The organism is Stutzerimonas chloritidismutans, assembly GCF_038562055.1.
Lineage (GTDB): Bacteria > Pseudomonadota > Gammaproteobacteria > Pseudomonadales > Pseudomonadaceae > Stutzerimonas > Stutzerimonas chloritidismutans_A.
This window is the reverse complement of sequence record NZ_JBCFXD010000016.1, coordinates 61982-87696: the sequence shown is the minus strand read 5'-3', so window position 1 is coordinate 87696 and position 25715 is coordinate 61982. Positions and strand designations below refer to the sequence as shown.

The following is a 25715-nucleotide window of genomic DNA, read 5'->3' as shown; positions in this document are numbered from 1 at the left end:
CCCCCCCCCCCCCCCCCCCCCCCCCCCCCCCCGGGACAGCTACCGCTCAACCGACCTGCTGCTTGAAGCGCTGACGCCAGGCGTGCAGCAGCGGCTCGGTGTAACCGCTCGGCTGCTCGCGCCCCTTGAACACCAAGTCGCAAGCCGCTTGGAACGCCGCCGAGCCAGCATAGTCAGCCGCCATAGGACGGTAGGCCGGATCGCCAGCGTTCTGCTGATCGACCACCTTGGCCATGCGCTCGAGCGTCTCGCGAACCTGCGCCTCGTCGACCACGCCGTGCCGCAGCCAGTTGGCCAGGTGCTGGCTGGAGATTCGCAGCGTGGCGCGGTCTTCCATCAGGCCGACGTCATGAATGTCCGGCACCTTGGAGCAACCAACGCCCTGCTCGACCCAACGCACCACGTAGCCGAGGATGCCCTGGCAGTTGTTATCCAGCTCCTGCTGGACTTCCACGGCCGACCAGTTGCGCTCCGGCGCGACCGGAATGGTCAGCAAGTCATTGGTCAGCTTGTCGCGCTCGGCGGCGAGATCGATTTTTTCCAGCTCGGCCTGAACGGCCTGCACGTCGACCTGGTGGTAGTGCAGCGCGTGCAACGTAGCGCCGGTCGGCGACGGTACCCAGGCGGTGTTGGCACCGGCCTTGGGATGGGCGATCTTCTGCTCGAGCATGGCGGCCATCAGGTCCGGCATGGCCCACATGCCCTTGCCGATCTGAGCCTTGCCACGCAGGCCGCAGTTCAGGCCGACCAGCACGTTGTTGCGCTCGTAAGCCTGGATCCAGGCAGTGCTCTTCATGTCGCCCTTACGCAGCACGGCGCCGGCTTCCATGATGCTGTGCATCTCATCGCCGGTGCGGTCGAGGAAACCGGTGTTGATGAAGGCCACGCGGTTCTTCGCCGCGCCGATGCAGGCCTTGAGGTTGATACTGGTGCGGCGCTCCTCGTCCATGATGCCGACCTTCAGGGTGTGACGCGGCAGGCCGATCAGGTCTTCGACGCGACCGAACAGCTCGTCGGTGAAGGCCACCTCAGCTGGGCCATGCATCTTCGGCTTGACGATGTACATCGAGCCGGTGCGCGAGTTGCCCTGGCGCTGCTGGTCATGCTTGGCGATCAGGCTGGTGACCACGCCGTCCATGATGCCTTCGGGGATTTCATGACCTTCGCCGTCGATGATCGCCGGGTTGGTCATCAGGTGACCGACGTTGCGGATGAACAACAGCGAGCGGCCGTGCAGCTTAAGGTTGGAGCCGTCGGCGGCGGTGTACTCGCGATCTTCGTTCAGGCGGCGGGTGATGCGCTTGCCGCCCTTGTCCAGGTCTTCGACCAGATCGCCTTTCATCAGGCCCAGCCAGTTGCGGTAGACCAGCACCTTGTCGTCGGCATCGACCGCGGCAGTCGAATCCTCGCAGTCCATGATGGTGGTGACGGCGGCTTCGACCAGCAAGTCCTTGACGCCGGCGGCATCGGTCTGGCCGATGGGGCTATTCGGGTCGATCTGAATTTCGACATGCAGACCATTGTTTTTCAGCAGGATCGCAGTCGGCTCGACGGCCTCGCCCTGGTAGCCGACGAACTTCTCGGGCTGCTGCAGCCCGGTGACGCTGCCGTTCTCCAGGGTGACCTTGAGCCCGCCGTCCTGCACGCGGTAGCTGACCGACTCGGCATGGCTGCCTTCTGCCAGCGGCGCGGCCTGATCGAGGAAGTTGCGCGCAAAGGCGATGACCTTGGCGCCGCGCACTTCGTTGTAGCCCGGACCCTTCTGCGCGCCGTTCTCCTCGCTGATGGCGTCGGTGCCGTAGAGCGCGTCATACAGCGAGCCCCAGCGCGCGTTGGCAGCGTTCAGCGCGTACCGCGCATTGCCGATTGGCACGACCAACTGCGGGCCGGCCTGGGTGGCGATTTCGCTGTCGACGTTGCTGGTGCTGATCTTCACCTCGCCCGGCTCGGGCTGCAGGTAGCCGATGGACTCGAGGAAGCTGCGGTAAGCCGGCATATCGCTGATCGGGCCGGGGTTACTGCGGTGCCAGGTGTCCAATTCGACCTGCAGGCGGTCGCGCTCGGCCAGCAGGGCGCGGTTCTTCGGCGCCAGGTCATGTACCAGCTCGTCAAAGCCCTTCCAGAAGGCGGCTGCTTCGACACCGGTGCCCGGCAGAACTTCGTCTTCGATGAATCGTTGCAGGTTGGCTGCCACTTGCAGGCGGCCAAGGGTTACGCGCTCGGTCATATCGTTCTCCTTCGAATCAGTTGGCGACAGCGGCGACGCCGGCCTTGGCGACCTGGGCATCCTGAGCAGCGGTCACGCCAGAGACGCCGACCGAGCCGATCACCTGACCCTCGACAATCACCGGCACGCCGCCTTCCAGCGAGCAGACCACCGGGGCGGACAGGAAGGCATTGCGCCCGCCGTTGACCATATCCTCATAGCCCTTGGTTTCGCGACGGCCTACCGCAGCGCTACGCGCCTTTTCGGTGGCGATGTAGGAGGCGATCGGCGCGCAGCCGTCCAGACGTTCCAGCGCCAGCGGATGACCGCCGTCGTCAGCGACCACGATGGTCACGGCCCAGCCGTTGTTCTGCGCTTCGCTACGCGCGGCGGCGAGGATGGCGGTCACTTCGGTCTGGCTCAGCATGGCTTTGGTTTTCATGTTCTCTCCTGTCGATCGATTCGATGTGCGTCACGGCGCGTTTGGGTTTGGGGTTAGTGCATCGCCTCTTCGACGATCTCGATCCAGTGCCGCACCGGGGTTCGGCCGGCGCCATCGAGGTGCGTCTGGCAACCGATGTTGGCGGTGATGATGACTTCCGGTTTGCCGCTTTCCAACGCGTTGAGCTTGTTGTCGCGCAGCTGGTGAGAAATCTCCGGCTGGGTGATCGAATAGCTACCCGCAGAACCGCAGCACAGATGCGCGTCGGGCACCGCGGTGAGGTGGAAGCCGAGGCGGGTGAGCACGTCTTCGACCGCGCCGCCGAGTTTCTGTGCGTGCTGCAATGTGCAAGGGCAATGAAAGGCCATGCGCTTGTCCGTCTCGACCTTCAGCCGCTCCAGTTCGGCGCTGCGCATCACTTCCACCAGATCCTTGGTCAAGGCGCTGACCCGCGCGGCTTTGGTCGCATAGGCCGGGTCGTTTCGCAGCAGATGACCGTAGTCCTTGATGAAGGCCCCGCAACCGCTGGCGGTCTGCACGATGGCTTCAGCCCCGCCTTCGATGGCTGGCCACCAGGCGTCGATGTTGCGCCGTGCGCGGTCCAGACCGGCCTCCTGAGCATTGAGGTGATAGTCCACCGCGCCGCAGCAGCCGGCTTCACGCGCTGTGATCACGCTGATGCCCAGACGATCGAGTACGCGCGCCGTGGCCGCGTTAGTGTTGGGCGACAGACTCGGCTGCACGCAGCCCTCGAGAATCAGCACGCGACGCGCATGCACGGTCTGCGGCCGCTGTTTGGCCGGGGTGACCTGGCGCGGCATGTGTGCCTTGAGTGTCGCCGGCATCAGCGGACGCAGTGTATTGCCGGCACCCAGCAGGGCCTTGAACAGGCCCGGGCGTGGAATCACCGTGCGCAGGCCGGTGCGCAGCAGGCGCTCGCCAGCCGAACGAGGCACCTGCTGCTCCATGAAGTCGCGGCCGATATCCAACAGGTTGTGGTACTGCACGCCGGAGGGGCAGGTGGTTTCGCAGTTGCGGCAGGTCAGGCAGCGGTCCAGGTGGGTCTGGGTGGCCTCGGTCACTTCACCGCCCTCGAACATCTGCTTCATCAGGTAGATGCGCCCACGCGGCCCGTCCAGCTCGTCGCCGAGCAGCTGATAGGTCGGACAGGTGGCGTTGCAGAAGCCGCAGTGCACGCAGGAGCGCAGGATGCTTTCGGCCTCTTCGGCACGGGGCAGCTTCTTTGCGGCCTCACTCAAATTCGTTTGCATATCAGACCTCGGAATACAGGCGGCCGGGGTTGAATATCCCCTGCGGGTCGAGCGCCGTTTTCAGCTGGCGGTGGTAACGCAGCAACGGCTCGGCCAACGGCTGGAACGGGCTCGCCGCTGCGCCAGCGGTGAAGCAAGTGGCATGACCGCCCACTTCGCTGACGACCGCGCGGATGGCCTCGGCGTCGGCATCGGACTTGAGCCAGCGTTGGGCACCGGCCCAGTCGATCAGCTGTTCGCCAGGCAAGGCCAGTTCACCGGTATTGGTCGGCAGCGACAGCCGCCACAGAGGCCGCGCGTCAGTGAAGAAGCCAAGGCGCTGTTCGCGTAGATCGCTCCAATAATCGGCATCCAGCGTCTCGCCACCGATACGGTCGCAGGCAGCATTGACCGACCCTTCGCCGCCTTCGAGGCGCAGATGCAGGGCCTGGCCGTCATGGCTCGCGGCCGTAATCGGCACCGGTTGCTGGCCCCATTCCGCCAGTTTGAGTAGTGCGCGATCGACCGGCATGTCAACTCGCAGGCTGCGCGACAAGCGCGGCTTGGGCAGCACTTTCAGCGAGACTTCGGTGAGCACGCCGAGGCAACCAAAGCTGCCGGCCATCAGGCGCGACAGGTCGTAGCCGGCGACGTTCTTCATCACCTCACCGCCGAAACGCAGATGCTTGCCGTGCCCGGTAATGACCCGCGAGCCCAGTACGAAGTCGCGCACCGAGCCGGACCATGGCCGCCGCGGGCCGGACAGGCCGGTCGCGATCATCCCGCCGACGGTGGCACCCTCGCCCAAATGCGGCGGTTCGCAGGGCAGCATCTGGTTGGCCTCGTCGAGCGCTGCCTCCAGTTCGGCCAGCGGCGTGCCGGCACGAACGCTGATCACCAGTTCGGTCGGGTCGTAGGTCACGATGCCGCGATGGGCGCGCGTATCAAGCGGCGTGCCCTGGGCCTCGCGACCGAGAAACGCCTTGCTCCCGCCACCGTGAATACGCAGCGGGGTGTTGCTGGCCAACGCCTGGTTGACCTGATCGAGCAGCTGCCCGCTGTCGTCGAAGGAAACCGTCATCAGAAGCGCTCCAGTTCAGGGAAGGGCAACTGCCCACCGTGGACGTGCATGCCGCCGAATTCGGCGCAGCGATGCAGCGTCGGGATGTTCTTGCCTGGGTTGAGCAGACCGCTGGGGTCGAAGGCCGCCTTTACCGCATGGAACAGCGTCAGTTCGTCAGCGTTGAACTGCGAACACATCTGGTTGATCTTTTCGCGGCCGACGCCGTGCTCGCCGGTGATCGAGCCACCCACCTTCACGCACAGCTCGAGAATCTTGCCGCCCAGCGCTTCGGCGCGCTCCAGCTCGCCTTCGGTGTTGGCATCGAAGAGAATCAGCGGGTGCATGTTGCCGTCCCCTGCGTGGAACACATTGGCCACGCGCAGTCCGTACTCGTCGGACAGGTCGCTGATACCCTTGAGCACGCCCGGCAGCTCGCGGCGCGGGATGGTGCCATCCATGCAGTAGTAGTCCGGCGAGATGCGCCCGACCGCCGGGAAGGCGTTCTTGCGCCCGGCCCAGAACTTGACGCGCTCGGCCTCGTCCTTGGCCAGACGCACCTCGGTGGCGCCGGCCAGCTTGAGCACTTCGCCGACGCGGGCGCAGTCGTCGTGCACATCGGCTTCGACGCCATCCAGCTCGCAGAGCAAGATGGCCTCGGCATCCACCGGGTAACCGGCGTGAATGAAGTCTTCAGCGGCGCGAATCGACAGGTTGTCCATCATCTCCAGCCCACCGGGAATGATGCCGGCGGCGATGATGTCGCCCACCGCACGGCCGGCCTTCTCGACCGAGTCGAACGCCGCCAGCAGCACCTTGGCCACCTGCGGCTTGGGCAGCAGCTTGACAGTGACTTCCGTGACGATGCCAAGCATCCCCTCGGAGCCGGTGAACAGCGCCAAGAGGTCGAAGCCCGGCGAATCCAGCGCGTCGGAGCCCAGCACCATGCGCTCGCCCTCGACGGTGAGAATTTCCACCTTCAGCAGGTTGTGCACGGTCAGGCCGTATTTCAGGCAGTGCACGCCACCGGCGTTCTCGGCGACGTTGCCGCCAATGGAACAGGCAATCTGTGAGGACGGGTCAGGGGCGTAATACAGCTCATGGGGCGCCGCGGCCTGGGAGATTGCCAGGTTGCGCACGCCGGGCTGGACGCGGGCGAAGCGACCGGCCGGGTCGATTTCCAGAATCTTGTTGAAGCGCGCCATGACCAGCAAGATGCCCTGCTCCAGAGGCAGCGCGCCGCCGGAAAGCCCCGTGCCGGCACCACGCGCCACCACCGGCACGCCGCGCTTGTGGGCGATTTTCAGCAGGGTTTCGACCTGTTCCACACGCTCGGGCAATACCACCAGCATCGGCGTTGTGCGGTAGGCCGACAGGCCATCGCACTCGTAGGGCTTGAGGTCTTCGCCGCGATGGAGGATGTCCATGCCGGGCAGTTGCGCCTGAAGTTCGGCCAGCAGCGCCGCCTTGTCGACCTTGGGCAGCTCACCGTCGACGCGTTCGTCGTAGAGAATATTCATGGCAGTCGGGCTCTTATTGGCGTTCACCGCACACGGCCAGCTGCGGTGGTTTGACGCATCATTAGCCCGACAGCCCCTCATCGTCCATCTCGAAAACCACTGGTCCTACCAGTTTCTTTCAGCAGCCTTTCAATCGACACAGCCAGAAGTCCCGCATACCAAGGCCTTATGCATCTACAGCGCTCAATGAGATAAACTTCCGCCGAACTGGTCCTACCAGTTACGGAGGCGAAACATGTTGATCGAAAATACGGAGCGTCGCCAGCTGGCGGACGTGGTGGCCGAGCGTATCGAGCGGCTTATCGTCGACGGTGTGCTCAAGGTGGGCCAAACGCTGCCGTCGGAACGTCGCCTGTGCGAAAAGCTCGGCATCTCGCGTTCGGCCCTGCGTGAAGGGCTACGCGTACTGCGCGGCCGCGGTATTATCGCAACAGCTCAGGGGCGCGGCTCCCAGGTCGCCAAGCTGTCCGGCGAACAGGACGCCAGCCCACTGATGCACCTGTTCAATTCGCAGCCGCGCACACTGTACGACCTGCTCGAAGTCCGCGCCTTGCTGGAGGGCGAATCGGCGCGACTGGCCGCCTTGCGGGGCACCGATGCCGACTTCGTTCTGTTGCGCCGCCGCTATGAAGAGATGCTCGCCGCGCACATCGCCGAAGAGGCCGACCCGCGCGAGCATGCGCGCCTCGACCACGCCTTTCACCTGGCTGTCAGCGAGGCCTCGCATAACCCGGTACTGGTGCACACGCTGCAGTCGTTGACTGACCTGATGCTCTCCACCGTGTTCGCCTCGGTGAACAACCTCTACCACCGGCCGATGCAGAAGCGGCAGATTGATCGTCAGCACTCTCGCCTGTTCCACGCCATCACCGAGCGCCTGCCGGATCAAGCGCAGCGCGCGGCGCGCGATCACATCCACAGCATTCGCGACAATCTCAAGGAAATCGAGCAGGAGGAGCAGCGACTGGTGCGGGCGACCATGCGGCTGGAGGGTTGGGGTTAACGGCTTTTTTCGCCTTAGCACAAGCGGCCCATCACCTCCTTCTCGCCCCCACTGGCATAGCTGTTTGCGCCAGACCGTGGTCGCGTGACAGCCCGCAAGCGAGATATACCGTCCTATCCGCCGGTCGGGCCAAACCGAACAATTCGCTGAACTGTAAAAGCCACACCCTGTCGACTTTAGTAAGCGCGGAGGAACCGTTGCCGTTGCGCCGCACTGGCGTTGCTGTCTCGGCGAACCCGCATCATTGCTAGTCATTCGGAGGACGTTTGCATGAACAGATCAGCCAAATTAGCCGTCGGCGGCAGCCTGCTGGCACTCATGCTGGGTGCAGGCGGTTGCACGATCGAGAAGGAAGAGTCCGGCCAGTTGCCCGACGTTGATGTTCAAGGCGGCAATATGCCTGAGTATGACGTCAAAGAAGCGGACGTGGATGTTGGTATCGAAGAGCGGTCCGTGCCGCTTCCGGATGTCGACATCGAAACCGAGCGCTAGCTCCTGGAAGCTCCAGGAAGCTCCTGGCATAGCGCCCTTAGTAAGGAGGAAACGTGCGAAACAGTCACCGCCTGTCCCGCCAGCCGCAGCCATCAGGCGCGCTGAGGGCCACACCGTGATTGCTCAGCAAAACCCCGACCATTACCTGTGAGGAACGAACAATGAACGCATTGAACAAGAAGCCACTAGCACTCGCCACTGCCCTGATGGCCGCCAGCCTGGCGCTGCCCGCCACCGCTCAAGAGACACAAAAGAGCATGCAGACTCAGCAGGCAGGTGCCTCCATTCGCGTGGGCCATAATGTCGTTGATGCCGTAGACGATGTGCGCGAAAACGTTGCCGACCTAATCGGTTCTCTGCGCTATTCCGGTGTATCCATGGGCCTAGGCAACTGGCAACAGAGCGAACCTCAGCTGGCCAAGATGGAACAGCAGCTCAACCAACAAATGGAACATCGGCTGGACGAGAAAGCCGAACGTACCGATGACGACTGGGTTACCTGGATCCGCGACGAAGATTACAAAGTCAGCGTAACCAAACAGGTCAATGAGCTTGCCAGCCATCTCGATGAAGTGGCCAAGATGCTCGGCGGAGCGAATAGCCAGAAGATGCAGGAAATCGACAGCGCCGACGTAGCGAATCAGGTCGATGACTTGCAGGAAACGGTCGAGGATCTTGTTCAGGCGCTTGAGCGTATGGACGGCATGAGCGTCAACAAGGCGAACCTTCAGAAAGCTCAGCAGCGTCTGGACGTCATGGAGAAGGAGCTGGATCGTCAGACTGAGATGGCCGAAGAAGAGTGGCGCCCTTACGCTATTGGTGATCAGTTCACACCTGGCGTTCAGAAAAACATTACCGAGCTGGCGCAAATCCTGCGAAGCCTGTTCCAGCAGAGCTAACCTCGCCCCAGGGACTCGGTTCGCACCAGGCCCCGTTTGCGGCACAAGCTGCAAGGCGGGGCTCGCGCCACCGGTGAAACTGCGACATGCGCTCAGACCGCGACGCTTCAAACAACAGAACGTATTTTTCCGCTTACCGCCTGATCTCACCAAGTTAGGCGCTGGGCATCTGAAAGCAGCCCCTGCGCCTCCAAGCCGCTTGACAGCCCCCATGCTAGACTCACCGCTTCTTTCTGCTGCCCGTTATCGTCCGTGCCCGATTCTCACGCCTGGCTGCCTGCCGACCAACTTTCCACCCCGCCCGCCCCTGATCTGCACGACTGGCTCTACGTCGACAGAGGGTCGCTCACCCATCGCCTGACCGACCTCGCCAACGGCGCGTTCAGCGTCGAGCCGCTGAACGAAGGTTGGCAGGTCATGCGCGCCGACGAATGCGCTGCGCTGGATGTGGCCGACGGGAGTGAGGGCTGGGTACGCGAGGTCTATCTGCGCGGCCACCACGAGCCCTGGGTATTTGCCCGCAGTGTCGCTGCACGTCACGCGCTGGAACGGTCCGGGCTGGATCTGCCACACCTGGGCAGCCGCTCGCTCGGCGAACTGCTGTTCAGTGATCCGGCGTTCAGCCGCGGACCGCTGCAAGCCCGCCGCTATCCGGCTGCCTGGTTGCCGCAGGAGGTGCGCCAGTCCCAGCTTTGGGCGCGCCGCTCCTGTTTCAGCCAGGGAGACCTGCGTGTGCTGGTCGCTGAAGTGTTTCTTCCGGCCTTGTGGCAGGCCGCACGGATCACGACCTGAACCCGGCACAGACTGCCCCGCAACCGCCCTCACCGATCGGAGCCCCGCCGATGTATCAAAAGCTTCTGCAATCGAGCAATCGCCTTCATCCGCGCGCCTGGGACTTTATCCAGCTGATGCGACTGGATCGCCCGATTGGCACCTATCTGCTGCTGTGGCCCACGCTCTGGGCGCTATGGATCGCTGGCGAGGGCTCGCCCAGCACGAAGAACATCGTGATCTTCGTGCTTGGCGTCATCCTCATGCGTGCTGCCGGCTGCGTGATCAATGACTTCGCCGACCGCAACCTGGACGGGCATGTCAGCCGCACCAAGGGGCGTCCGCTGGCGACCGGCAGGGTCACCGCGAAGGAGGCTTGGATCCTGTTTGCCGTACTCGTCGCCCTGAGTTTCGGCCTTGTTCTGCTGACCAATGCGGCGACCGTCTTCCTGTCCTTCGGCGCGCTCGGTGTCGCATCGCTCTACCCCTTCATGAAGCGCTACACCTACTACCCGCAGGTCGTGCTCGGCGCAGCCTTTTCCTGGGGCATGCTGATGGCCTTTACGGCTGAGCGAGGCGAGTTGCCGCCGGAAGCCTGGTTACTGTTCATCGCCAACGTGTTGTGGACAGTCGGCTACGACACCTACTACGCCATGGCCGACCGCGAGGACGACTTGAAGATCGGCATCAAATCCACGGCAATCCTCTTTGGCGAAGCGGATCGGATCATCATCGCGACGCTACAGGGGCTTGCCCTGTTCTGCCTGATCCTCGCCGGGCTGCGCTTCGAGCTCGGGCAGTGGTTTCACTTCGGGCTGACCATCGCAGCCGCCTGCTTTGCCTGGGAGTTCTGGAAAACCCGTTCGCGCAAGCCACAGGTGTGCTTCAAGGCTTTTCTGCATAACCATTGGGCGGGGCTGGCGATTCTTGCGGGAATCATGTTCGACTACGCTACGAGAGCGGCCTAACCACCGCGACACGCAGCCTGACCAAAGGCCGCAGCCTGGAAACGACCCGCTAGAGCGGATCGGGCACCAGCCCCTCGTACAGACGGGTCATTTCCTGTCACATGGCTGCAACATTTCCGTTATCTAATGCCGAGCGACAATAAAACGGACCGAGAGCGGACATGAACGGCAAATGCATACTGATCGTCGATGACGAAGCGCCGATTCGGGAAATGATCGTGGTCGCGCTGGAGATGGCCGGCTACGAATGCCTCGAAGCGGAAAATACTCAGCAGGCCCACGCGCTGATCATCGACCGTCAACCGGACCTGATCCTGCTCGACTGGATGCTGCCCGGCACCTCCGGCATCGAGCTAGCACGACGACTCAAGCGGGACGAGATGACGGCCAATACACCAATCATCATGCTTACCGCCAAGGACGCCGAGGACAACAAGATCCAGGGCCTTGAAGTGGGCGCCGATGACTACATCACCAAACCCTTTTCGCCACGTGAGCTGGTTGCGCGCCTGAAGGCTGTGCTGCGCCGCGCAGGCACCAGCGACAACGAAACGCCTATCGAGATCGGCGGTCTGCTGCTTGACCCCGTCAGCCATCGGGTAACCATCGACGGCACACCGGCGGACATGGGCCCGACCGAGTACCGTCTGCTGCAGTTCTTCATGACTCACCAGGAACGTGCCTATACCCGCGGACAGTTGCTCGACCAGGTCTGGGGCGGCAATGTGTACGTCGAGGAGCGCACGGTGGATGTGCATATCCGTCGCCTGCGCAAAGCCTTGGGCGAGACCTATGAAAACCTCGTGCAAACCGTGCGTGGCACCGGGTACCGTTTCTCCACCAAGAGCTGAACAAGCCGCAACCGCCGGGCATTTGCTGGCGTTGTAGATCCATTCCGGCCGGCCCCAAGCTGCCTCAAGGAGCGTTAGCGGTGAATCAAGACTGGCAAGGCGCCCTGGTGCGCCGCCTGCTGCTGATATTGGCTGGATGCCTGTTGGTGGGCCTGGTCACAGGCGAATATGCCTGGGCGCTGGTCATCGGCCTCACCGGCTACCTGGGGTGGACCCTGCATCAGATCCGCCGTTTGCTGCTGTGGCTGAAGAGCGATCAGACCGACCAGCCGCCACCAGACAGCCATGGCATCTGGGGCGAAATCTTCGACAACCTGTACCAGCTTCAGCGCCGCGACCTTCGTCTGCGCGCCCAATTGCAGTCGGTGATCGACCGAGTACAGGGTTCTACCACTGCACTCAGGGATGCGGTGATCATGCTCGACAGCGACGGTAATCTGGAGTGGTGGAACCCTGCTGCAGAGCGCCTGCTGGGCCTGAAGAAGCCGCAGGATACCGGCCACCCGGTGACCAATCTGGTGCGCCACCCGAGCTTCAAGGAATATTTCGAAAAAGGGCGCCACGAGGAACCACTGGAACTGTCCTCCCCCGTCAACGACAGGCTCTGGCTGCAGGTCACCATCACCCGCTACGGCAACAGCGAGCACCTGATGGTGGTGCGCGACATCACCCGGTTGCATCTGCTGGAGCAAATGCGCAAGGACTTCGTGGCCAACGTATCCCACGAGCTGCGTACGCCGTTGACGGTGATCGCCGGCTATCTGGAAACGATGCTCGAACACACCGACGAAATGCCGGCCCGCTGGCCGCGTGCGCTGAACCAGATGAATCAGCAGGCCGGGCGCATGCAGCACCTGCTCAACGACCTGCTGCTGCTGGCCAAGCTGGAGGCTACCAATCCACCGACCAACTCACAGCCGGTAGCCGTTGCAACATTGCTGCAGTCGATCAAGGGCGACGCCCAAGCACTGTCGGCCGACCGCAACCATCAAATAGTTCTGGAAGCAGACCCAACCCTGCTGCTCAAGGCCAGCGAAAGCGAACTGCGCAGCGCCTTCTCCAACCTTGTGTTCAATGCCGTGAAATACACGCCAGACCATGGCGAAGTGCATATCCGCTGGTGGTGCAACGAACATGGCGCCCATCTGGCTGTGCAGGATTCCGGCATCGGCATCGAATCCAAGCATCTGCCACGCCTGACCGAACGCTTCTACCGAGTCGATTCCAGCCGCGCCAGCAACACCGGTGGCACCGGCCTCGGCTTGGCGATCGTCAAGCACGTGTTGCTGCGGCATCAAGGCCGCCTGGACATCAACAGCACGCCCGGCAAGGGCAGCACCTTCACCTGCCACTTCCCGTTGAGCCAGGCTACGGTGCAGTGACCGCTGCACAGCCGGCTGGAACCTGACGCCCAACGACGCCTTGAAATAACCCCGGGACGGCCCCATCCTTGGGCCGTCTTCGACTACCCGACACCCTAATGGACCCTTCCCCCGCTAGTTACGCCGCTTCATCCTATTTCGCCGACTTCGGCATGATTCTGTTTGCACTTTTCCTGGTTCTGCTCAACGGCTTTTTCGTGGCGGCCGAGTTCGCCATGGTCAAGCTGCGCGCCACCAAGGTCGAGGCCATTGCCAAGCAGCACGGCTGGCGCGGGCACATCCTGCGCAAAGTGCACAGCCAGCTGGATGCCTACCTCTCGGCCTGCCAGCTGGGAATTACCCTCGCCTCGCTGGGCCTCGGCTGGGTCGGTGAGCCGGCCTTTGCTCACCTGCTGGAGCCGGTCATGGCTGCCGCTGGCATTCAGTCCCCGGCAATCGTCCATGGCATCGCTTTTTTCACGGCGTTTTTCATCATTTCCTATCTGCACATCGTCATCGGTGAGCTGGCACCCAAGTCCTGGGCGATCCGCAAGCCCGAGCTGCTGTCACTGTGGACGGCTGCGCCGCTGTACCTGTTCTACTGGGCGATGTACCCCGCCATCTACCTGCTCAACGCCAGCGCCAACGCGATTCTTCGGGTGGCCGGCCAGGGTGAGCCCGGCAGTCATCATGAACACCACTACAGCCGCGAAGAGCTGAAGCTGATCCTGCATTCGAACCGGGCCCTAGACCCGGCCAACCAGGACATCAAGGTGCTCGCCTCGGCGGTCGAAATGAGCGAACTGGAGGTGGCGGACTGGGCCAACTCCCGGGAGGACCTGGTTCAGCTGGAACACAGTGCCTCGCTGGCAGAAATCCTCGACGTGATCCGCCGCCACAAGTACAGCCGCTACCCGGTGTATGACAGCGAGCAGGGTGACTACATCGGTCTACTGCACATCAAGGACTTGCTACTGGCGTTAGCCAGCGACGACCAGTTGGCCCAGCACTTCGTGCTCAGCGACATACTGCGTCCCCTGGAACGCGTGCCGCGCTATCTGCCGCTCAACGTGCTGCTTGAGCAATTCCGCCAAGGCGGGGCGCACTTCGTGCTGGTTGAAGAAGGCGACCACAAGGTGGTGGGCTTCCTGACCATGGAGGATGTGCTGGAAGTGCTGGTCGGCGACATTCAGGACGAGCACCGCAAGACCGAGCGCGGCATCCTCGCCTATCAGCCTGGCAAACTGCTGGTGCGCGGCGACACCCCACTGTTCAAGCTCGAACGCTTGCTCGGCATCGACCTGGACCATATCGAGGCCGATACCCTGGCAGGGCTGATCTACGAAACACTCAAGCGCGTCCCGGAAGAGAACGAAGAGTTGCTGGTGGACGATCTGCAGATCGTGGTCAAGAAGATGCGCGGACCGAAGATCGTGTTGGCGAAGGTGTTGAAGCAGGAATAAGCCAGCCGAAAGCCAGCATGTGGTTCGAGCGTTAGCGTCGGGGGTTTGCTATCAGTCCATGAACCAGAGCTTGCGGCGACCCTTAGTCCCCACCGACCGCAAAATTCGGCAGGCTGTTGACCGGCTGGGCGAAGTCGAAGGGGATCGACTCAACCGCCAGGCCGACGTTGCGCTGGACCACGAAATGCAGATGCGGGCCGGTGCTGTTGCCTGTGTTGCCCGAGCGCGCCAGCAGGCTACCGGCTTCGATGCGCTGACCTTCACCGACACTGACCGAGCCTTTCATCAGGTGCAGGTAGACGCCCATGGTGCCGTCATCATGCAGCACACGGACGAAATTACCGGCAGGGTTGTTGCCTCGCCCGCTCTGGGCGTTCTCGATCTTGACCACCATGCCACCGCGCGCCGCGATGATCGGTGTGCCCTCGGGCATGGCGATGTCGGCGGCGTAGCGCCCTTTGGGCGTGAAGTGGCTGTACTTGCCGTTGGCACCCTGGGTCAGGCGGAACGGGCCGCCGCGCCAGGGCAGCGGATATTTGTAGGGTTTTGGCAGCAGACGCGGGTCGCCCAGCGCATGGCGAAGTTTGGGGGTGTACTTCAGTGGTTTGCTCGGATCCAGCGGGGCCAGGGTCGCCAGGCGGATCTGGCTGCGTGGCGGCAATACCCAGCGGATCGGCTTGTCCGGTGCACCGACGGCGTTTTGCACGCCGGTCAGCTTGAGTTCCACATCGACCGGGGCGAACAGGTCGTTGCGCACCACGAGGGTTTCGCCGCCGGCATGCTTGCGGGTTTCCAGCTTCACCTGGGTGTCGAGCTTCTCGACCATCCGATCACTGAAGGTGAACACGCGCGCGCCCGGGGCAGCCTGATCGCTGTAGGTGACCACGCCGTTGGCATCGGTGTACTTGTAGATGGTGAGGGCCGAGGCAGGCATGGCCAGCCAGAACAACCCAAGAGCAAGAAAGGTGCGCCCCAACATAACGGCAGACTTCATGTGGTTATGTGTCAGAGCGCTGCAGACTAACAGCGCAGCGGCGTAAGCGCGAGCCACCGACTGTCAGCCTGTGAAATGGTTCATCGCACTAGTGGATTTTCCAGACAGCCGGTCGCATTGCTCGCATTTATCAGCCACCGAGGCGGCCCTTAAGCGCCCGGCACGAAGTGGCGCTGAGCGGTGCCCCGAGCGATCAGCCGGGACAGGTAATCGAGCTTTTGCGGATCGCGATCGACGAAGCGAAAGGTCAATTGCAGCCACTCACTGTCCGGCTTGGGTTCCAGCGCTGCGACCGCGTGCAGATAGCCATTGAGGCGTGCCACCTCCCCGCCTTCGCCCTGCTCCAGATCGAGCACTGCGCTCTCCAGCACCTGCGGTAGCGTCTCGCCGCGCTTGACCACCAGCAGCGCCTCTTTAAGGCTGAGGGCCTTGATGACGCACGCAAGCGTCTCGCTCGCCAGGCGCAGCTGGCCTTGGCCGCGACCACCACTGGCCGCTGTTGGTTTGGCTGCACCCGGCTGCACGAGCGGCGCGGCGAAACCGGGCACCGGAGACACGGCCGTCGCAGCGGATGCCGGTTTGATTACTTCAGCCTTACCACCCGTCAACGCAGCCAAAGAATCGTTGGCCATGCCGGTGTTGGTCGGCCGTGCCGGTGCGCTGGCCGCCAACGCGCCGAGCTTGCCGGCTCTTCCTAGCGCCTTGCGGACCTTGGTGGTCAATTGTTCGTTGGAGAATGGCTTACCGATGAAGTCGGACACACCGGACTGGATCGCCTGCACCACGTTTTCCTTGTCGCCACGGCTGGTGACCATGATGAAGGGGGTGGTTTTGAGCTTTTCCTGAGCGCGGCACCAGGTGAGCAGCTCAAGGCCGGACATTTCCGGCATTTCCCAATCGCAGAGGATCAGGTCAAAGGAATCGCGATCGAGCATTTGCTGGGCCTTACGCCCGTTGACAGCGTCCTCGATACGAATCCCAGGGAAATGACTGCGCAACCCTTTCTTGATCAAATCCCGAATGAAGGGCGCGTCATCCACCACCAGCACACTGACCTTGCTCATCACTCGCTCCTGCTTGAATGGCCGCCAGCATAGCGTCAGCAGCCCAACGAAAAAAGCGTTCCCGATTAACGCAGCCACCAGCTCCCATCTGCGTGCACAGATGACGCATGCTCCTGATCAGGACAACGCCAGGATCTGCCCGGCATACTGCAGCCATTTCGCTCAGCAATCCGCGAGGCCGCCATGGTTCAGCATATTCTTGTCGCCCACGATCTCAGCCCCGAGGCCGACCTGGCCTTGAGCCGCGCGACGCAGTTGGCGCGACAGACCGGAGCAAGACTGAGCGTGCTGCACGTTTTGTCAGGCCACCCGGACGCGAAGGAGCAGCAGCATGCACAGGTTTATCTGTACAGCACGCTTGAGCGCCACGGCCTTGCTCAGCTACAGCCCTGGATCCGGCAAGGCCGCGCTGCCGAGGAAATCCTCACTCAGGCGGCCGGACTGGAAATTGACTTGCTCATAATGGGCCGCCACCACCGCCAGTCGCCGCAAGGATTCGCCGGCACCACGCTGGAGCAGGTCCTGCAGAGCTGCCCCGCGCCGCTGCTGTTGGCGGTCAAGCCGGCAGCCCCCTATTCACGCGCGCTGGCTGCGCTGGATTACTCCGGCTGCGCCAGCCGCGCACTGCAGGCGGCGTGGCAGCTGATGCCAGGCGGGAGTGATCTCACCGCCCTGAATGTCTACGAGTCATCGGAAATGTGCCCGCCGGAATCAGCCGAGCTGACGCTGCAACACGAACTGTTCGACCAACTTGTCGCGGATCTTCGCAGGCATTTGGCCGATACCGGCGCCCAGTTGCAATCGTGCTTACGCTACGGTGAGCGCAACAACTGTCTAGGCTCGGCAATTGCGGCCGTGCAACCACAACTTCTGGCACTGGGCAGCCACAGCCGTGGGGCGATGAGCGAAGCGCTGCTCGGCAGTCTTACACGAGAGTATCTCGACCAGCCCCCCTGCGACGTTCTGATCGCTCACTGACGCCCGGGCGGACGAATAGATTTTGCGTGCGGCCAGTGCTGACGGAACCGACTTGCCGGGCGCTGCGGTTGCGCCTGCACAAAACCTTGCGACGTTAGCGCTACAAACAAGAGCAGCGCGCCTTGGCCACCGCATCGAGGGCGCGCAAAAGTGGCCTGTAAAATCCGATCACACCGCGCTCTCCAGGTATGCGTGCAACTCGATGAACTGCTGCGTCAGCTTGTGCCGTGGATCGAGGTGGATCAGCGGCGTGCAGACCTGGTGCGACTCGCGCATGCGCACCGAACTCATCAGATGCACCGGTAATACGGGTAGCCCCTCGGCCAACAGTTCGTCGATCATCTGCTGCGGCAGGGCTGCGCGCGGTTGGAATTGGTTGACGACGATGCCTTCAACTCGCAGCGCTTCATTGTGGTCTTCCTGCAGTTCCTCGATTTCCTCGAGCAGGCTATACAGCGCCTGACGGGAGAAACTGTCGCAGTCGAAGGGAATCAGGCAGCGGTCCGCGGCTATCAGGGCCGACAGGGTGAAGAAATTCAGCGCTGGGGGCGTATCCAGATAGATGCGTTCATATTCTTCGGAGAGGCTTTCCAGCAGCTTTCGCAGCTTGTTGATCTTGTGCTTGGCTTCAAGCTTGGGTTGCAGATCGGCCAATTCGGGGGTGGCTGTGATCACGTGCAAGTGCTCGAAACGGGTTTCGGTAATCGGTGGGCGAGCCTTTTTACCCGCGGGCCCTCCCGCCAGGATCTGCTTGAAGTAGTCCGCGATACCCGTCGGCAATTCGTCGCCGGTCAGGCCGGTGAGGTAATGACTGGAATTAGCCTGCGCATCCAGATCAATCAGCAGCGTCCGATAGCCTTGCGCTGCGCTGACAGCGGCCAAGTTGCAGGCAATGCTGGACTTGCCGACACCGCCCTTTTGATTGAATACGACCCGTCGCATGCTCCGTCCTCTGATCATGGTTTCACCCGAGTCTATACAACGCAGATGGCATTCTGGCGACTTTCCTGAACCAGAGGCGCCGCAGTCCTGCCGCCCAGCTTTGCTACCCTTGGCGCATAACGACAACGAGGAAAGACATGTGCCGAGGTTTCTAATCGTTTTGCTGTTCGCCTTATTCAGCCAGCACGCCGCCGCCCAGTCACAACGCGACGTGCTGCGTGTGGGCATCACCGAGGTGCCGCCCTTCGTCATTCAGGAGGCCGATGGCCGCTGGAGCGGCATCAGCATCGATCTGTGGCAAGCCATCGCCAAGCAAGCCGGATATCGCTACGAGTTGCAGCCCATGCCATTCGATCAACTGCTGCCCGGTCTGCAGGAGGATCAGCTGGATGTGGTGGTCGGCGCGCTGACCATGACCGCCGAGCGCGAGGCGCTGGTAGACTTCACCCACCCGTTCTACCGCACCGGGCTTGCGATCGGCGTGCCGTCGGCCCAGCAAGGCAGTGGCTGGGTTGCCGTTCGAGCTCTGTTCTCCTGGCAATTCGCGAGCCTGGTGCTGGGCCTGGGTGCATTATTGCTGCTGGTCGGGGCACTGCTCTGGCTCTTCGAGCGCCGGCGCAACCGCGAACAGTTCGGAGGCAGCTCTGTAGAGGGGCTCGGCAACAGCTTCTGGTGGGCAGCGGTCACCATGACCACCGTCGGCTATGGTGACAAGGCGCCGGTTACCCTCGGAGGCCGCCTGATCGCCATTGTCTGGATGTTCGCTGCGTTGATCATGGTGTCGACCTTCACCGCGGCCGTGACCAGCACCCTGACGGTTGGCAGCCTGAAAAGCGGGCTGCAAGGGCCAGACGAACTGCGCAGCGCTCATGTAGCGACGGTAGACGGTACTGTCAGCTCGGACTATTTGCAGCACCATCGCGTGCGCGCCACCGCCTTCTCCGACCTGAGTCAGGCGATTCAAGCGGTTATGGATGGCGAGGCGGACGCTGTCGTCTACGACCAGCCAATTCTCCAGTACCGAAACAACGAGCGGCAGGGCGGGGGCTTACGGCTGCTGCCCGGCACCTTTGAAGACCAGTCCTATGCGTTCGCCGTGAGCGCTGGCAGCCCGTACCGGGAGCGGTTGAGCCAGGCAATTCTGGACATCACCAACAGCCCTCGCTGGCAGGACATGCAGGCACGCTACCTGGGCGGGCAATAAAGCAAGGACCGCTCAGACCGCGACCGGGGCCTTGATGTGCGGATGGGCTTCGTAGCCGACCAGTTCAAAGTCCTCAAAACGGAAGGCGAACAGATCCTTTACCTCGGGGTTGAGCTTCATGGTCGGCGGCGACAGCGGCTCGCGGGTCAACTGCAGGTCGGCCTGCTCCAAGTGATTGGCGTAGAGGTGGCAATCGCCGCCGCTCCAGATGAACTCACCGGGCTGCAGGTCACATACCTGCGCCACCATCAGCGTCAGCAGGGCGTAACTGGCGATGTTGAAGGGCACGCCGAGGAAGATGTCGGCCGAGCGCTGGTACAGCTGGCAGCTGAGCTTGCCGTCCGCAACATAGAACTGGAACAGCGCGTGGCAAGGCGGCAGCGCCATCTGATCGACCAGCGCCGGGTTCCACGCCGACACCATCAGCCGCCGCGAATCCGGGTTCTTCTTGATCATCTCCACCAGTTTGCTGATCTGATCGACCGACTCACCGTTAAGCGCCGGCCAATTGCGCCATTGGTAGCCATAGACCGGTCCGAGCTCACCGTTCTCGTCGGCCCACTCGTCCCAGATCCGCACCCCGTTTTCCTGCAGGTACTTGATATTGGTATCGCCCTGCAGGAACCACAGCAGCTCGTGAATGATGGATTTCAGGTGGCACTTCTTGGTCGTCACCAGCGGGAAACCTTCCGCCAGGTCGAAGCGCATCTGATAACCAAATACGCTGTAGGTGCCAGTGCCAGTGCGATCGCTCTTGAAGGTGCCGTGCTCGCGCACATGGCGCATCAGGTCGAGATACTGTTTCATCGAAGGGCTCGAAGCGGGCGCCGGGGCGCGGTGAACGGAATGCTGCAAATAGTAAAAGCCGACGTCCGGCTTGTCGCCCTTTTGACGACGAAGCCGGACGGTGTGCGATCAGGCGGCCGCCTTCACCGGCTCGTGACGGTAGCCCCAGGCAATCATGCCAAGACCGATCAGGATCATCGGGATACACAGCACCTGCCCCATGGTCAGCCAGCCAAACGCCAGGTAACCGAGCTGGGCGTCGGGTACGCGAACGAACTCGACAATGAAGCGGAAGATGCCGTAGCACACGGCGAACAGGCCGGACACCGCCATGGTCGGCCGCGGTTTGCTCGAATAGAGCCAGAGAATGACGAACAGGGCCACGCCTTCCAGGGCGAACTGGTAGAGCTGCGACGGGTGCCGCGCCAGCTGTTGCGGATCGGTTGGAAAGACCATCGCCCAAGGCACATCGGTCGCTTTGCCCCAGAGTTCGGCATTGATGAAGTTACCGATGCGTCCGGCACCCAACCCAATCGGCACGAAGGGTGCGATGAAGTCCATCAGCTCGAAAAACTTCTTGCCGTTGCGCCTGGCGAATATCCAGGTGCACAGCAGCACGCCCAGCAGCCCGCCATGGAACGACATGCCACCCTTCCAGACCTGGAAGATCAGCGTCGGATCGCTGATATAGGACGCCAGGTCATAGAACAGCACGTAGCCCAGCCGCCCACCGACAATGACGCCCATGGCCACCCAGAACACCAGGTCGGAAAGTTTGTCCTTGTCCCAGCTGGGGTCAAAACGGTGCAGCCGACGCGATGCCAGCAGCCAGGCGCCGCCGATGCCGATCAGGTACATCAGGCCATACCAGTGGATTTGCAGTGGGCCTAGCGACAAGGCCACAGGGTCTATCTGCGGATAAGGCAGCATCCGGGTTTTCCTCAGATCAAGAAATTGATACCTACGCCCAACAGCAGCAGCGCGAACAGGCGCCGCAGCATTGAAGCGGACAATCGATGCGCCAGATTAGCGCCGATACGGGCAAAGAACATGCTGGTGATGGCGACGCCAACCAGCGCTGGCAAATAGACGTAGCCGACGCTCCAGTCGGGCAGATGCGCATCCTGCCAGCCAACAACCGCGAAGCTCAATGCACCGGCGATGGCAATCGGCAAACCGCAAGCTGCCGAGGTGCCCACCGCTTGCTGCATTGGTACGCTGCGCCAGCTGAGAAAGGGTACGGTCAACGAACCGCCGCCGATCCCGAAGATGGCCGATGCCCACCCGATCACTGTGCCTGCAACGGCCAGCACTGGCCGTCCGGGTACGCCGGCACTGGCTTTGGGCTGCAGTGAAAAGCCCATCTGCACCGCCATGGCGATGGCGAACAAACCGATGATTCTCTGCAGTAGCGGGCCTTGAATCGACGCCGCCGTCAGGCTTCCCAGCGCCGCGCCGAGCAGAATACCAAGCGTCATCCAGAGCACCACGGGCCATTGCACGGCGCCCTTGCGATGGTGCGTCAGAATCGAGTTCATCGAGGTAAAGACGATGGTTGCCAGCGAGGTGCCGACGGCCAAATGGGTAAGGATCTGCGGGTCGAATCCCTGCGCTGTAAAGCTGAACACCAGCACCGGAACGATGATCAGGCCACCACCGACACCGAACAGCCCTGCCAGTACTCCAGCGAATCCGCCCAGAAGCAGATAAAGCGCGAACTCCATCGAGCCACCTTGAAAAACAAAGCCGCATGTTAGCGGAAAAACGCAAGCGGGGCGGAACGCAGCAATCCTCTGAAACGTAACCAGCGTCCTGCCGATGTGGCGTGGGCGCTGCGTTTTCGACTAGCCTCGACGCGTCCTTGCTACCGAGCCCGGTTTCTCATGTGCTTGATCGTATTCGCCTGGCGCCCAGGCCATGCACAGCCGTTGATCGTCGCCGCCAACCGTGACGAATTTCATGTGCGCCCCAGTCTGCCGTTGGGGCATTGGGACGACGCGCCGCAGGTCGTAGCCGGTCGCGACCTGCAGGCAGGCGGCACCTGGATGGGTGTAACCACGGATGGACGCTTCGCTGCGCTGACCAATATCCGTGCGCCCGCCTCCCCTCTCGGCGAGCGCTCACGAGGCGAACTGCCCGAACGCTTCCTGCGGGGTGCGCAATCGCCGGCGGACTATCTGGAGGAGCTGACCCGCAGTCTCGGTCACTATTCCGGCTTCAACCTGCTGGTCGGGAATCTCAGCGAGCTCTGGTATCTCAATTCAAAGGAAGGAACGCCTCGCCCTCTAACGCCAGGCGTCTACGGTCTTTCCAATGCAGCGCTGGATACGCCCTGGCCAAAGCTGCTGAGCACACGCTCGGCGCTAGAGGCCTGCCTCGGCACGCCGGAGCGCGAGCGGCTGCTAGAAATCATGAGCGACGCTCGGCCCGCCGCGGATGCCGAACTGCCCACTACTGGCATCTCGCATGAGATGGAGAAACTGCTGTCGAGCGCGTTTATCGCCAGTCCGGACTATGGCACCCGCGCCATCACCGTATTGGTCCGCCGCGCGGACGGTTCCACGAGCATGACCGAGCGCCGTTTCGACGCGAAGGGCCCGACCGGTGAAACAGAGATAAACCTGCCGCCCACGATAACTCAGCCCGCGAAGACGTTGGATTAGATGGCCGCAGACGGATTGACCATGCGATCCAGACCGAGATTGCGCAGGGTCAGCTGTACCGTGGCGTGGATGACCTGCGGGCTGTCCATCTTCATCACCTTGGCCAGCAGCTCACGCGCCGTGACCGAACTGATCTGACGCAGCATCCACTTCACCTTGGGCAGGTTGGTGGCATTCATCGACAGGCTGTCGAAGCCCATCGCCAGCAGCAGGATGGCTGCGCCCGGATCGCCAGCCATTTCACCGCAGATGCTGACCGGCTTGCCTTCATCGTGCGCCTCTCGGACGACCCGCTGCAGCGCTTCGAGCACGGCGGGATGCAGGTAATCGTACAGATCGGCAACCCGAGGGTTATTGCGGTCTACGGCCAGCAGATACTGAGTCAGGTCGTTGGAGCCCACCGAGATGAAGTCCACCTGACGCGCCAGCTCGCGGGTCAGGTAGACCGCCGCCGGCACTTCGATCATCACCCCCACGGGCGGCATTTCGACGTCGGTGCCTTCATCACGCACCTCACCCCAGGCGCGGTGGATCAGGTGCAGCGCCTCTTCCAGCTCGCGCGTCCCGGAGATCATTGGCAGCAGAATGCGCAGGTTGTTCAGCCCGGCGCTTGCCTTGAGCATGGCGCGGGTCTGCAGCAGAAAGATTTCCGGATGGTCGAGTGTGACGCGGATCCCGCGCCAGCCGAGGAAGGGATTTTCTTCCTTTATCGGGAAGTACGGCAGGCTTTTGTCACCGCCGATGTCGAGGCTGCGCATGGTCACCGGCAGCGGGTGGAAGGCTTGCAGCTGCTCGCGATAGATCGCCATCTGCTCCTTTTCGCTGGGGAAGCGCTCCTTGATCATGAAGGGCACTTCGGTGCGGTACAGACCGACGCCTTCGGCCCCGCGCTCCTGCGCGCGCACCACATCGGCGAGCAAGCCGGTATTCACCCACAGCGGGATGCGCAAACCATCGGTGGTCTCGCAAGGCAGCTCGCGCAGCACGTCGAGCCCTTCGGACAGCTGCCGCTCCTGCTCGGCCAGAACCAGGTATTGCTCGCGCAGGACCTTGGCCGGGTTGGTGATGATCTCGCCACGGGTGCCGTCGATGATCAGTTCGATGCCGTCGACCTTCGAATATGGCAGGTCAACCGCCCCCATCACCGTGGGGATACCCATGGCCCGCGCCAGGATCGCCACGTGTGAGTTGCTCGAACCCAGCACCGACACCATGCCCATCAACTTGCCTTCAGGCACCTCGCCCAGCATCGCTGGAGACAGTTCCTCGCTGACCAGGATGGTGTTGTCCGGGTAGGTCAGGGTCTGCTGGCGCGCCTGCTGCAGATAACTCAGCAGGCGCCGGCCGATGTCCTTGACGTCCGAGGCGCGCTCGCGCAGGTAGGCATCGTCCATCATTTCGAAACGGCCGACGTGGTCGCTGACGACCTGACGCAGCGCGCCTTGGGCCCACTGGCCCGTGCGGATGACCTTGGACACCTCGCCGCCGAGCGCCGAATCATCCAGCATCATCAGGTAGACGTCGAACAGCGCGCGCTCTTCCTTGCGCATCTGGGTCGCAAGCTTTTCGGACAGCGCACGCATATCCGCTCGCACCGCTTCGAGCGCAGCCTCGAACAACACCAGCTCGGCCGGAATGTCTTCAATCGTCTTATCCGGCACCACATCGAGGTCGGCGGGCGGCAGAACGACGACCGCCGTACCCACTGCCGCGCCAGGCGCACCGGGGATACCGATAAAGCGGGTTTCCTGGATGCCCTTGCCCTGCCGGCCGAGGCCGCGGATAGAACCGGTCGCCTCGGCATGAGCGATAACACCGGCGAGCTGCGCACTCATAGTAACGAGGAAGGCTTCTTCACCCTCGTCGAACAGGCGCTGCTCTCTCTGTTGAATGACCAGAACACCCATCACCCGCCGGTGGTGGATGATGGGTGCGCCGAGAAAGGAGGCGTAGCGTTCTTCGCCGGTTTCAGCGAAATAGCGATAGCGCGGATGTTCACACGCATGCTCCAGGTTGAGCGGCTCCTCGCGCGTGCCAACCAAACCGACCAGACCCTCGTTCGGGGCCATGCTGACTTTGCCGATGGCCTTTTTGTTCAGGCCCTCGGTGGCCATCAGGACGAAACGCCCGGATTCGGGATCGAGCAGGTAGACCGAGCAGACGTGGCTGGCCATGGCCGCCCTAACTCTCAGCACGATAATGCCCAAGGCCGCCTTGAGGTCCTTGGCAGCGTTTACTTCCTGGACGATCTTGCGCAGCGTGCCGAGCATGCTCAGGGGCTTTCTCCCGTCAGTCCCGCGCCAGGAGGCGCGGAGCGAGTTCTTTTAAGGCGCGACGGTAAACCTCGCGCTTGAAGGTGACCACCTGCCCCAACGGGTACCAGTAACTGACCCAGCGCCAGCCGTCGAACTCGGGCTTGCCGGTCAGATCCATACGGACCCGATCTTCGGCACCGGTAAGGCGCAGCAAGAACCATTTCTGCTTCTGACCGATACACAGCGGCTGACTATGAGTACGTACCAGCCGCTGAGGCAAGCGATAGCGCAGCCAACCACGCGTGCAGGCGAGAATCTTGACGTCCTGCTCTTCCAGGCCGACCTCTTCGTTCAGCTCACGAAAGAGCGCCTCCTCCGGCGTCTCTCGCGGGTTGATTCCGCCTTGCGGAAACTGCCAGGCATCCTGATTAATCCGCCGGGCCCACAGCACTTGCCCGACATCATTGGTCAGGATGATGCCGACATTGGGGCGAAAACCATCGGAGTCGATCACGGCATACAACCTCGCAAACGCATATCGCG

The 25715-nt window shown here is 62.5% G+C and carries 24 protein-coding genes; 11 read left to right on the top strand and 13 right to left on the bottom strand.

The window, feature by feature from the left end; translation table 11 throughout:
- Nucleotides 1–46: 46 nt before the first annotated feature.
- From AAGW23_RS19440 to glcD, 5 genes are read right to left on the bottom strand one after another with little or no spacing between them, the layout of a single operon-like run.
- Nucleotides 47–2227, bottom strand: coding sequence for a malate synthase G (locus AAGW23_RS19440; protein WP_342407935.1), 2181 nt, complete (start codon nt 2225–2227; stop codon nt 47–49).
- A gap of 16 nt (nt 2228–2243) precedes the next feature.
- On the bottom strand, nt 2244–2648 hold the full coding sequence (locus AAGW23_RS19435; protein WP_342407934.1) for a heme-binding protein: 405 nt from the start codon (nt 2646–2648) through the stop codon (nt 2244–2246).
- A 53-nt stretch (nt 2649–2701) separates the two neighbouring features.
- Nucleotides 2702–3919: a glycolate oxidase subunit GlcF gene (glcF, locus tag AAGW23_RS19430; RefSeq protein WP_342407933.1), complete on the bottom strand. Its 1218-nt coding sequence runs from the start codon at nt 3917–3919 to the stop codon at nt 2702–2704.
- 1 nt (nt 3920) lies between these two features.
- Nucleotides 3921–4979, bottom strand: a complete 1059-nt coding sequence (glcE, locus tag AAGW23_RS19425) for a glycolate oxidase subunit GlcE (protein WP_342407932.1) — start codon at nt 4977–4979, stop codon at nt 3921–3923.
- Nucleotides 4979–6478, bottom strand: coding sequence for a glycolate oxidase subunit GlcD (gene glcD, locus AAGW23_RS19420; protein ID WP_342407931.1), 1500 nt, complete (start codon nt 6476–6478; stop codon nt 4979–4981). The genes glcE and glcD overlap by 1 nt, the downstream gene beginning before the upstream one ends.
- 235 nt (nt 6479–6713) lie before the next feature.
- On the opposite strand from glcD, the gene glcC reads away from it, so the two are divergent.
- The 8 genes from glcC (at nt 6714) to AAGW23_RS19380 (ending at nt 14286) form a co-directional block, all read left to right on the top strand.
- The gene (gene glcC / locus AAGW23_RS19415; RefSeq protein WP_342407930.1) at nt 6714–7481 is read left to right on the top strand and encodes a transcriptional regulator GlcC; all 768 of its coding nucleotides are present in this window, start codon (nt 6714–6716) and stop codon (nt 7479–7481) included.
- A gap of 270 nt (nt 7482–7751) precedes the next feature.
- The gene (locus AAGW23_RS19410) at nt 7752–7973 is read left to right on the top strand and encodes a hypothetical protein (protein WP_342407929.1); all 222 of its coding nucleotides are present in this window, start codon (nt 7752–7754) and stop codon (nt 7971–7973) included.
- Between the two features lie 161 nt (nt 7974–8134).
- A complete protein-coding gene (locus AAGW23_RS19405) occupies nt 8135–8872 on the top strand; it encodes a hypothetical protein (protein ID WP_342407928.1) in 738 nt (245 codons plus the stop codon).
- Between the two features lie 252 nt (nt 8873–9124).
- Nucleotides 9125–9664, top strand: a complete 540-nt coding sequence (locus AAGW23_RS19400) for a chorismate--pyruvate lyase family protein (protein WP_342407927.1) — start codon at nt 9125–9127, stop codon at nt 9662–9664.
- Nucleotides 9665–9714: 50 nt separating this feature from the next.
- On the top strand, nt 9715–10611 hold the full coding sequence (ubiA, locus tag AAGW23_RS19395) for a 4-hydroxybenzoate octaprenyltransferase (RefSeq protein WP_342407926.1): 897 nt from the start codon (nt 9715–9717) through the stop codon (nt 10609–10611).
- 161 nt (nt 10612–10772) lie between these two features.
- Nucleotides 10773–11462, top strand: coding sequence for a phosphate regulon transcriptional regulator PhoB (phoB, locus tag AAGW23_RS19390; RefSeq protein ID WP_342407925.1), 690 nt, complete (start codon nt 10773–10775; stop codon nt 11460–11462).
- An 80-nt stretch (nt 11463–11542) separates the two neighbouring features.
- Nucleotides 11543–12844, top strand: a complete 1302-nt coding sequence (phoR, locus tag AAGW23_RS19385) for a phosphate regulon sensor histidine kinase PhoR (RefSeq protein WP_342407924.1) — start codon at nt 11543–11545, stop codon at nt 12842–12844.
- 98 nt (nt 12845–12942) lie between these two features.
- Nucleotides 12943–14286, top strand: coding sequence for a hemolysin family protein (locus AAGW23_RS19380; RefSeq protein WP_342407923.1), 1344 nt, complete (start codon nt 12943–12945; stop codon nt 14284–14286).
- An 82-nt stretch (nt 14287–14368) separates the two neighbouring features.
- Here the strand turns inward: AAGW23_RS19380 and AAGW23_RS19375 are convergent, their stop codons facing one another.
- Both AAGW23_RS19375 and AAGW23_RS19370 read right to left on the bottom strand, forming a co-directional pair.
- Nucleotides 14369–15265: a peptidoglycan DD-metalloendopeptidase family protein gene (locus AAGW23_RS19375; RefSeq protein ID WP_102837776.1), complete on the bottom strand. Its 897-nt coding sequence runs from the start codon at nt 15263–15265 to the stop codon at nt 14369–14371.
- A gap of 164 nt (nt 15266–15429) precedes the next feature.
- Complete coding sequence (locus AAGW23_RS19370; protein WP_342407922.1) at nt 15430–16344, bottom strand: response regulator; 915 nt, start codon at nt 16342–16344, stop codon at nt 15430–15432.
- Between the two features lie 183 nt (nt 16345–16527).
- Here AAGW23_RS19370 and AAGW23_RS19365 point away from each other — a divergent pair, with 183 nt between their 5' ends.
- Nucleotides 16528–17322, top strand: coding sequence for a universal stress protein (locus AAGW23_RS19365; RefSeq protein WP_342407921.1), 795 nt, complete (start codon nt 16528–16530; stop codon nt 17320–17322).
- A gap of 168 nt (nt 17323–17490) precedes the next feature.
- On the opposite strand, the gene AAGW23_RS19360 is transcribed toward AAGW23_RS19365, so the two are convergent.
- On the bottom strand, nt 17491–18264 hold the full coding sequence (locus AAGW23_RS19360) for a ParA family protein (protein WP_342407920.1): 774 nt from the start codon (nt 18262–18264) through the stop codon (nt 17491–17493).
- A gap of 139 nt (nt 18265–18403) precedes the next feature.
- On the opposite strand from AAGW23_RS19360, the gene AAGW23_RS19355 reads away from it, so the two are divergent.
- Entirely contained in the window at nt 18404–19468 is a 1065-nt protein-coding gene (locus AAGW23_RS19355) for a transporter substrate-binding domain-containing protein (RefSeq protein WP_342407919.1), read from the top strand.
- Nucleotides 19469–19480: 12 nt separating this feature from the next.
- Here the strand turns inward: AAGW23_RS19355 and AAGW23_RS19350 are convergent, their stop codons facing one another.
- From AAGW23_RS19350 to AAGW23_RS19340, 3 genes are all read right to left on the bottom strand, one after another.
- The gene (locus AAGW23_RS19350; protein WP_342407918.1) at nt 19481–20275 is read right to left on the bottom strand and encodes a thymidylate synthase; all 795 of its coding nucleotides are present in this window, start codon (nt 20273–20275) and stop codon (nt 19481–19483) included.
- A 108-nt stretch (nt 20276–20383) separates the two neighbouring features.
- Nucleotides 20384–21184, bottom strand: coding sequence for a prolipoprotein diacylglyceryl transferase (gene lgt, locus AAGW23_RS19345; RefSeq protein ID WP_342407917.1), 801 nt, complete (start codon nt 21182–21184; stop codon nt 20384–20386).
- Nucleotides 21185–21195: 11 nt separating this feature from the next.
- Nucleotides 21196–21978 (bottom strand): sulfite exporter TauE/SafE family protein, encoded by a 783-nt coding sequence (locus AAGW23_RS19340; RefSeq protein WP_342407916.1) that lies wholly within the window; start codon nt 21976–21978, stop codon nt 21196–21198.
- Nucleotides 21979–22137: 159 nt separating this feature from the next.
- On the opposite strand from AAGW23_RS19340, the gene AAGW23_RS19335 reads away from it, so the two are divergent.
- Nucleotides 22138–22917, top strand: a complete 780-nt coding sequence (locus tag AAGW23_RS19335) for an NRDE family protein (protein ID WP_342407915.1) — start codon at nt 22138–22140, stop codon at nt 22915–22917.
- Here the strand turns inward: AAGW23_RS19335 and ptsP are convergent.
- Together ptsP and AAGW23_RS19325 are read right to left on the bottom strand one after the other, a co-directional pair.
- On the bottom strand, nt 22914–25187 hold the full coding sequence (gene ptsP, locus AAGW23_RS19330) for a phosphoenolpyruvate--protein phosphotransferase (RefSeq protein WP_342407914.1): 2274 nt from the start codon (nt 25185–25187) through the stop codon (nt 22914–22916). The genes AAGW23_RS19335 and ptsP overlap by 4 nt on opposite strands.
- A 19-nt stretch (nt 25188–25206) precedes the next feature.
- A complete protein-coding gene (locus AAGW23_RS19325) occupies nt 25207–25686 on the bottom strand; it encodes an RNA pyrophosphohydrolase (RefSeq protein WP_102837835.1) in 480 nt (159 codons plus the stop codon).
- Nucleotides 25687–25715: the final 29 nt, after the last annotated feature.

What these genes read in the sequence shown, in the direction of transcription:
- AAGW23_RS19440 (WP_342407935.1), bottom strand. Translation starts at nt 2,227, where the DNA reads ATGACCGAGCGCGTAACCCTTGGCCGCCTGCAAGTGGCAGCCAACCTG.
- AAGW23_RS19435 (WP_342407934.1), bottom strand. Translation starts at nt 2,648, where the DNA reads ATGAAAACCAAAGCCATGCTGAGCCAGACCGAAGTGACCGCCATCCTC.
- glcF (WP_342407933.1), bottom strand. Translation starts at nt 3,919, where the DNA reads ATGCAAACGAATTTGAGTGAGGCCGCAAAGAAGCTGCCCCGTGCCGAA.
- glcE (WP_342407932.1), bottom strand. Translation starts at nt 4,979, where the DNA reads ATGACGGTTTCCTTCGACGACAGCGGGCAGCTGCTCGATCAGGTCAAC.
- glcD (WP_342407931.1), bottom strand. Translation starts at nt 6,478, where the DNA reads ATGAATATTCTCTACGACGAACGCGTCGACGGTGAGCTGCCCAAGGTC.
- glcC (WP_342407930.1), top strand. Translation starts at nt 6,714, where the DNA reads ATGTTGATCGAAAATACGGAGCGTCGCCAGCTGGCGGACGTGGTGGCC.
- AAGW23_RS19410 (WP_342407929.1), top strand. Translation starts at nt 7,752, where the DNA reads ATGAACAGATCAGCCAAATTAGCCGTCGGCGGCAGCCTGCTGGCACTC.
- AAGW23_RS19405 (WP_342407928.1), top strand. Translation starts at nt 8,135, where the DNA reads ATGAACGCATTGAACAAGAAGCCACTAGCACTCGCCACTGCCCTGATG.
- ubiA (WP_342407926.1), top strand. Translation starts at nt 9,715, where the DNA reads ATGTATCAAAAGCTTCTGCAATCGAGCAATCGCCTTCATCCGCGCGCC.
- phoB (WP_342407925.1), top strand. Translation starts at nt 10,773, where the DNA reads ATGAACGGCAAATGCATACTGATCGTCGATGACGAAGCGCCGATTCGG.
- AAGW23_RS19380 (WP_342407923.1), top strand. Translation starts at nt 12,943, where the DNA reads ATGGACCCTTCCCCCGCTAGTTACGCCGCTTCATCCTATTTCGCCGAC.
- AAGW23_RS19375 (WP_102837776.1), bottom strand. Translation starts at nt 15,265, where the DNA reads ATGTTGGGGCGCACCTTTCTTGCTCTTGGGTTGTTCTGGCTGGCCATG.
- AAGW23_RS19370 (WP_342407922.1), bottom strand. Translation starts at nt 16,344, where the DNA reads ATGAGCAAGGTCAGTGTGCTGGTGGTGGATGACGCGCCCTTCATTCGG.
- AAGW23_RS19365 (WP_342407921.1), top strand. Translation starts at nt 16,528, where the DNA reads ATGGTTCAGCATATTCTTGTCGCCCACGATCTCAGCCCCGAGGCCGAC.
- AAGW23_RS19360 (WP_342407920.1), bottom strand. Translation starts at nt 18,264, where the DNA reads ATGCGACGGGTCGTATTCAATCAAAAGGGCGGTGTCGGCAAGTCCAGC.
- AAGW23_RS19350 (WP_342407918.1), bottom strand. Translation starts at nt 20,275, where the DNA reads ATGAAACAGTATCTCGACCTGATGCGCCATGTGCGCGAGCACGGCACC.
- lgt (WP_342407917.1), bottom strand. Translation starts at nt 21,184, where the DNA reads ATGCTGCCTTATCCGCAGATAGACCCTGTGGCCTTGTCGCTAGGCCCA.
- AAGW23_RS19340 (WP_342407916.1), bottom strand. Translation starts at nt 21,978, where the DNA reads ATGGAGTTCGCGCTTTATCTGCTTCTGGGCGGATTCGCTGGAGTACTG.
- AAGW23_RS19335 (WP_342407915.1), top strand. Translation starts at nt 22,138, where the DNA reads ATGTGCTTGATCGTATTCGCCTGGCGCCCAGGCCATGCACAGCCGTTG.
- ptsP (WP_342407914.1), bottom strand. Translation starts at nt 25,187, where the DNA reads ATGCTCGGCACGCTGCGCAAGATCGTCCAGGAAGTAAACGCTGCCAAG.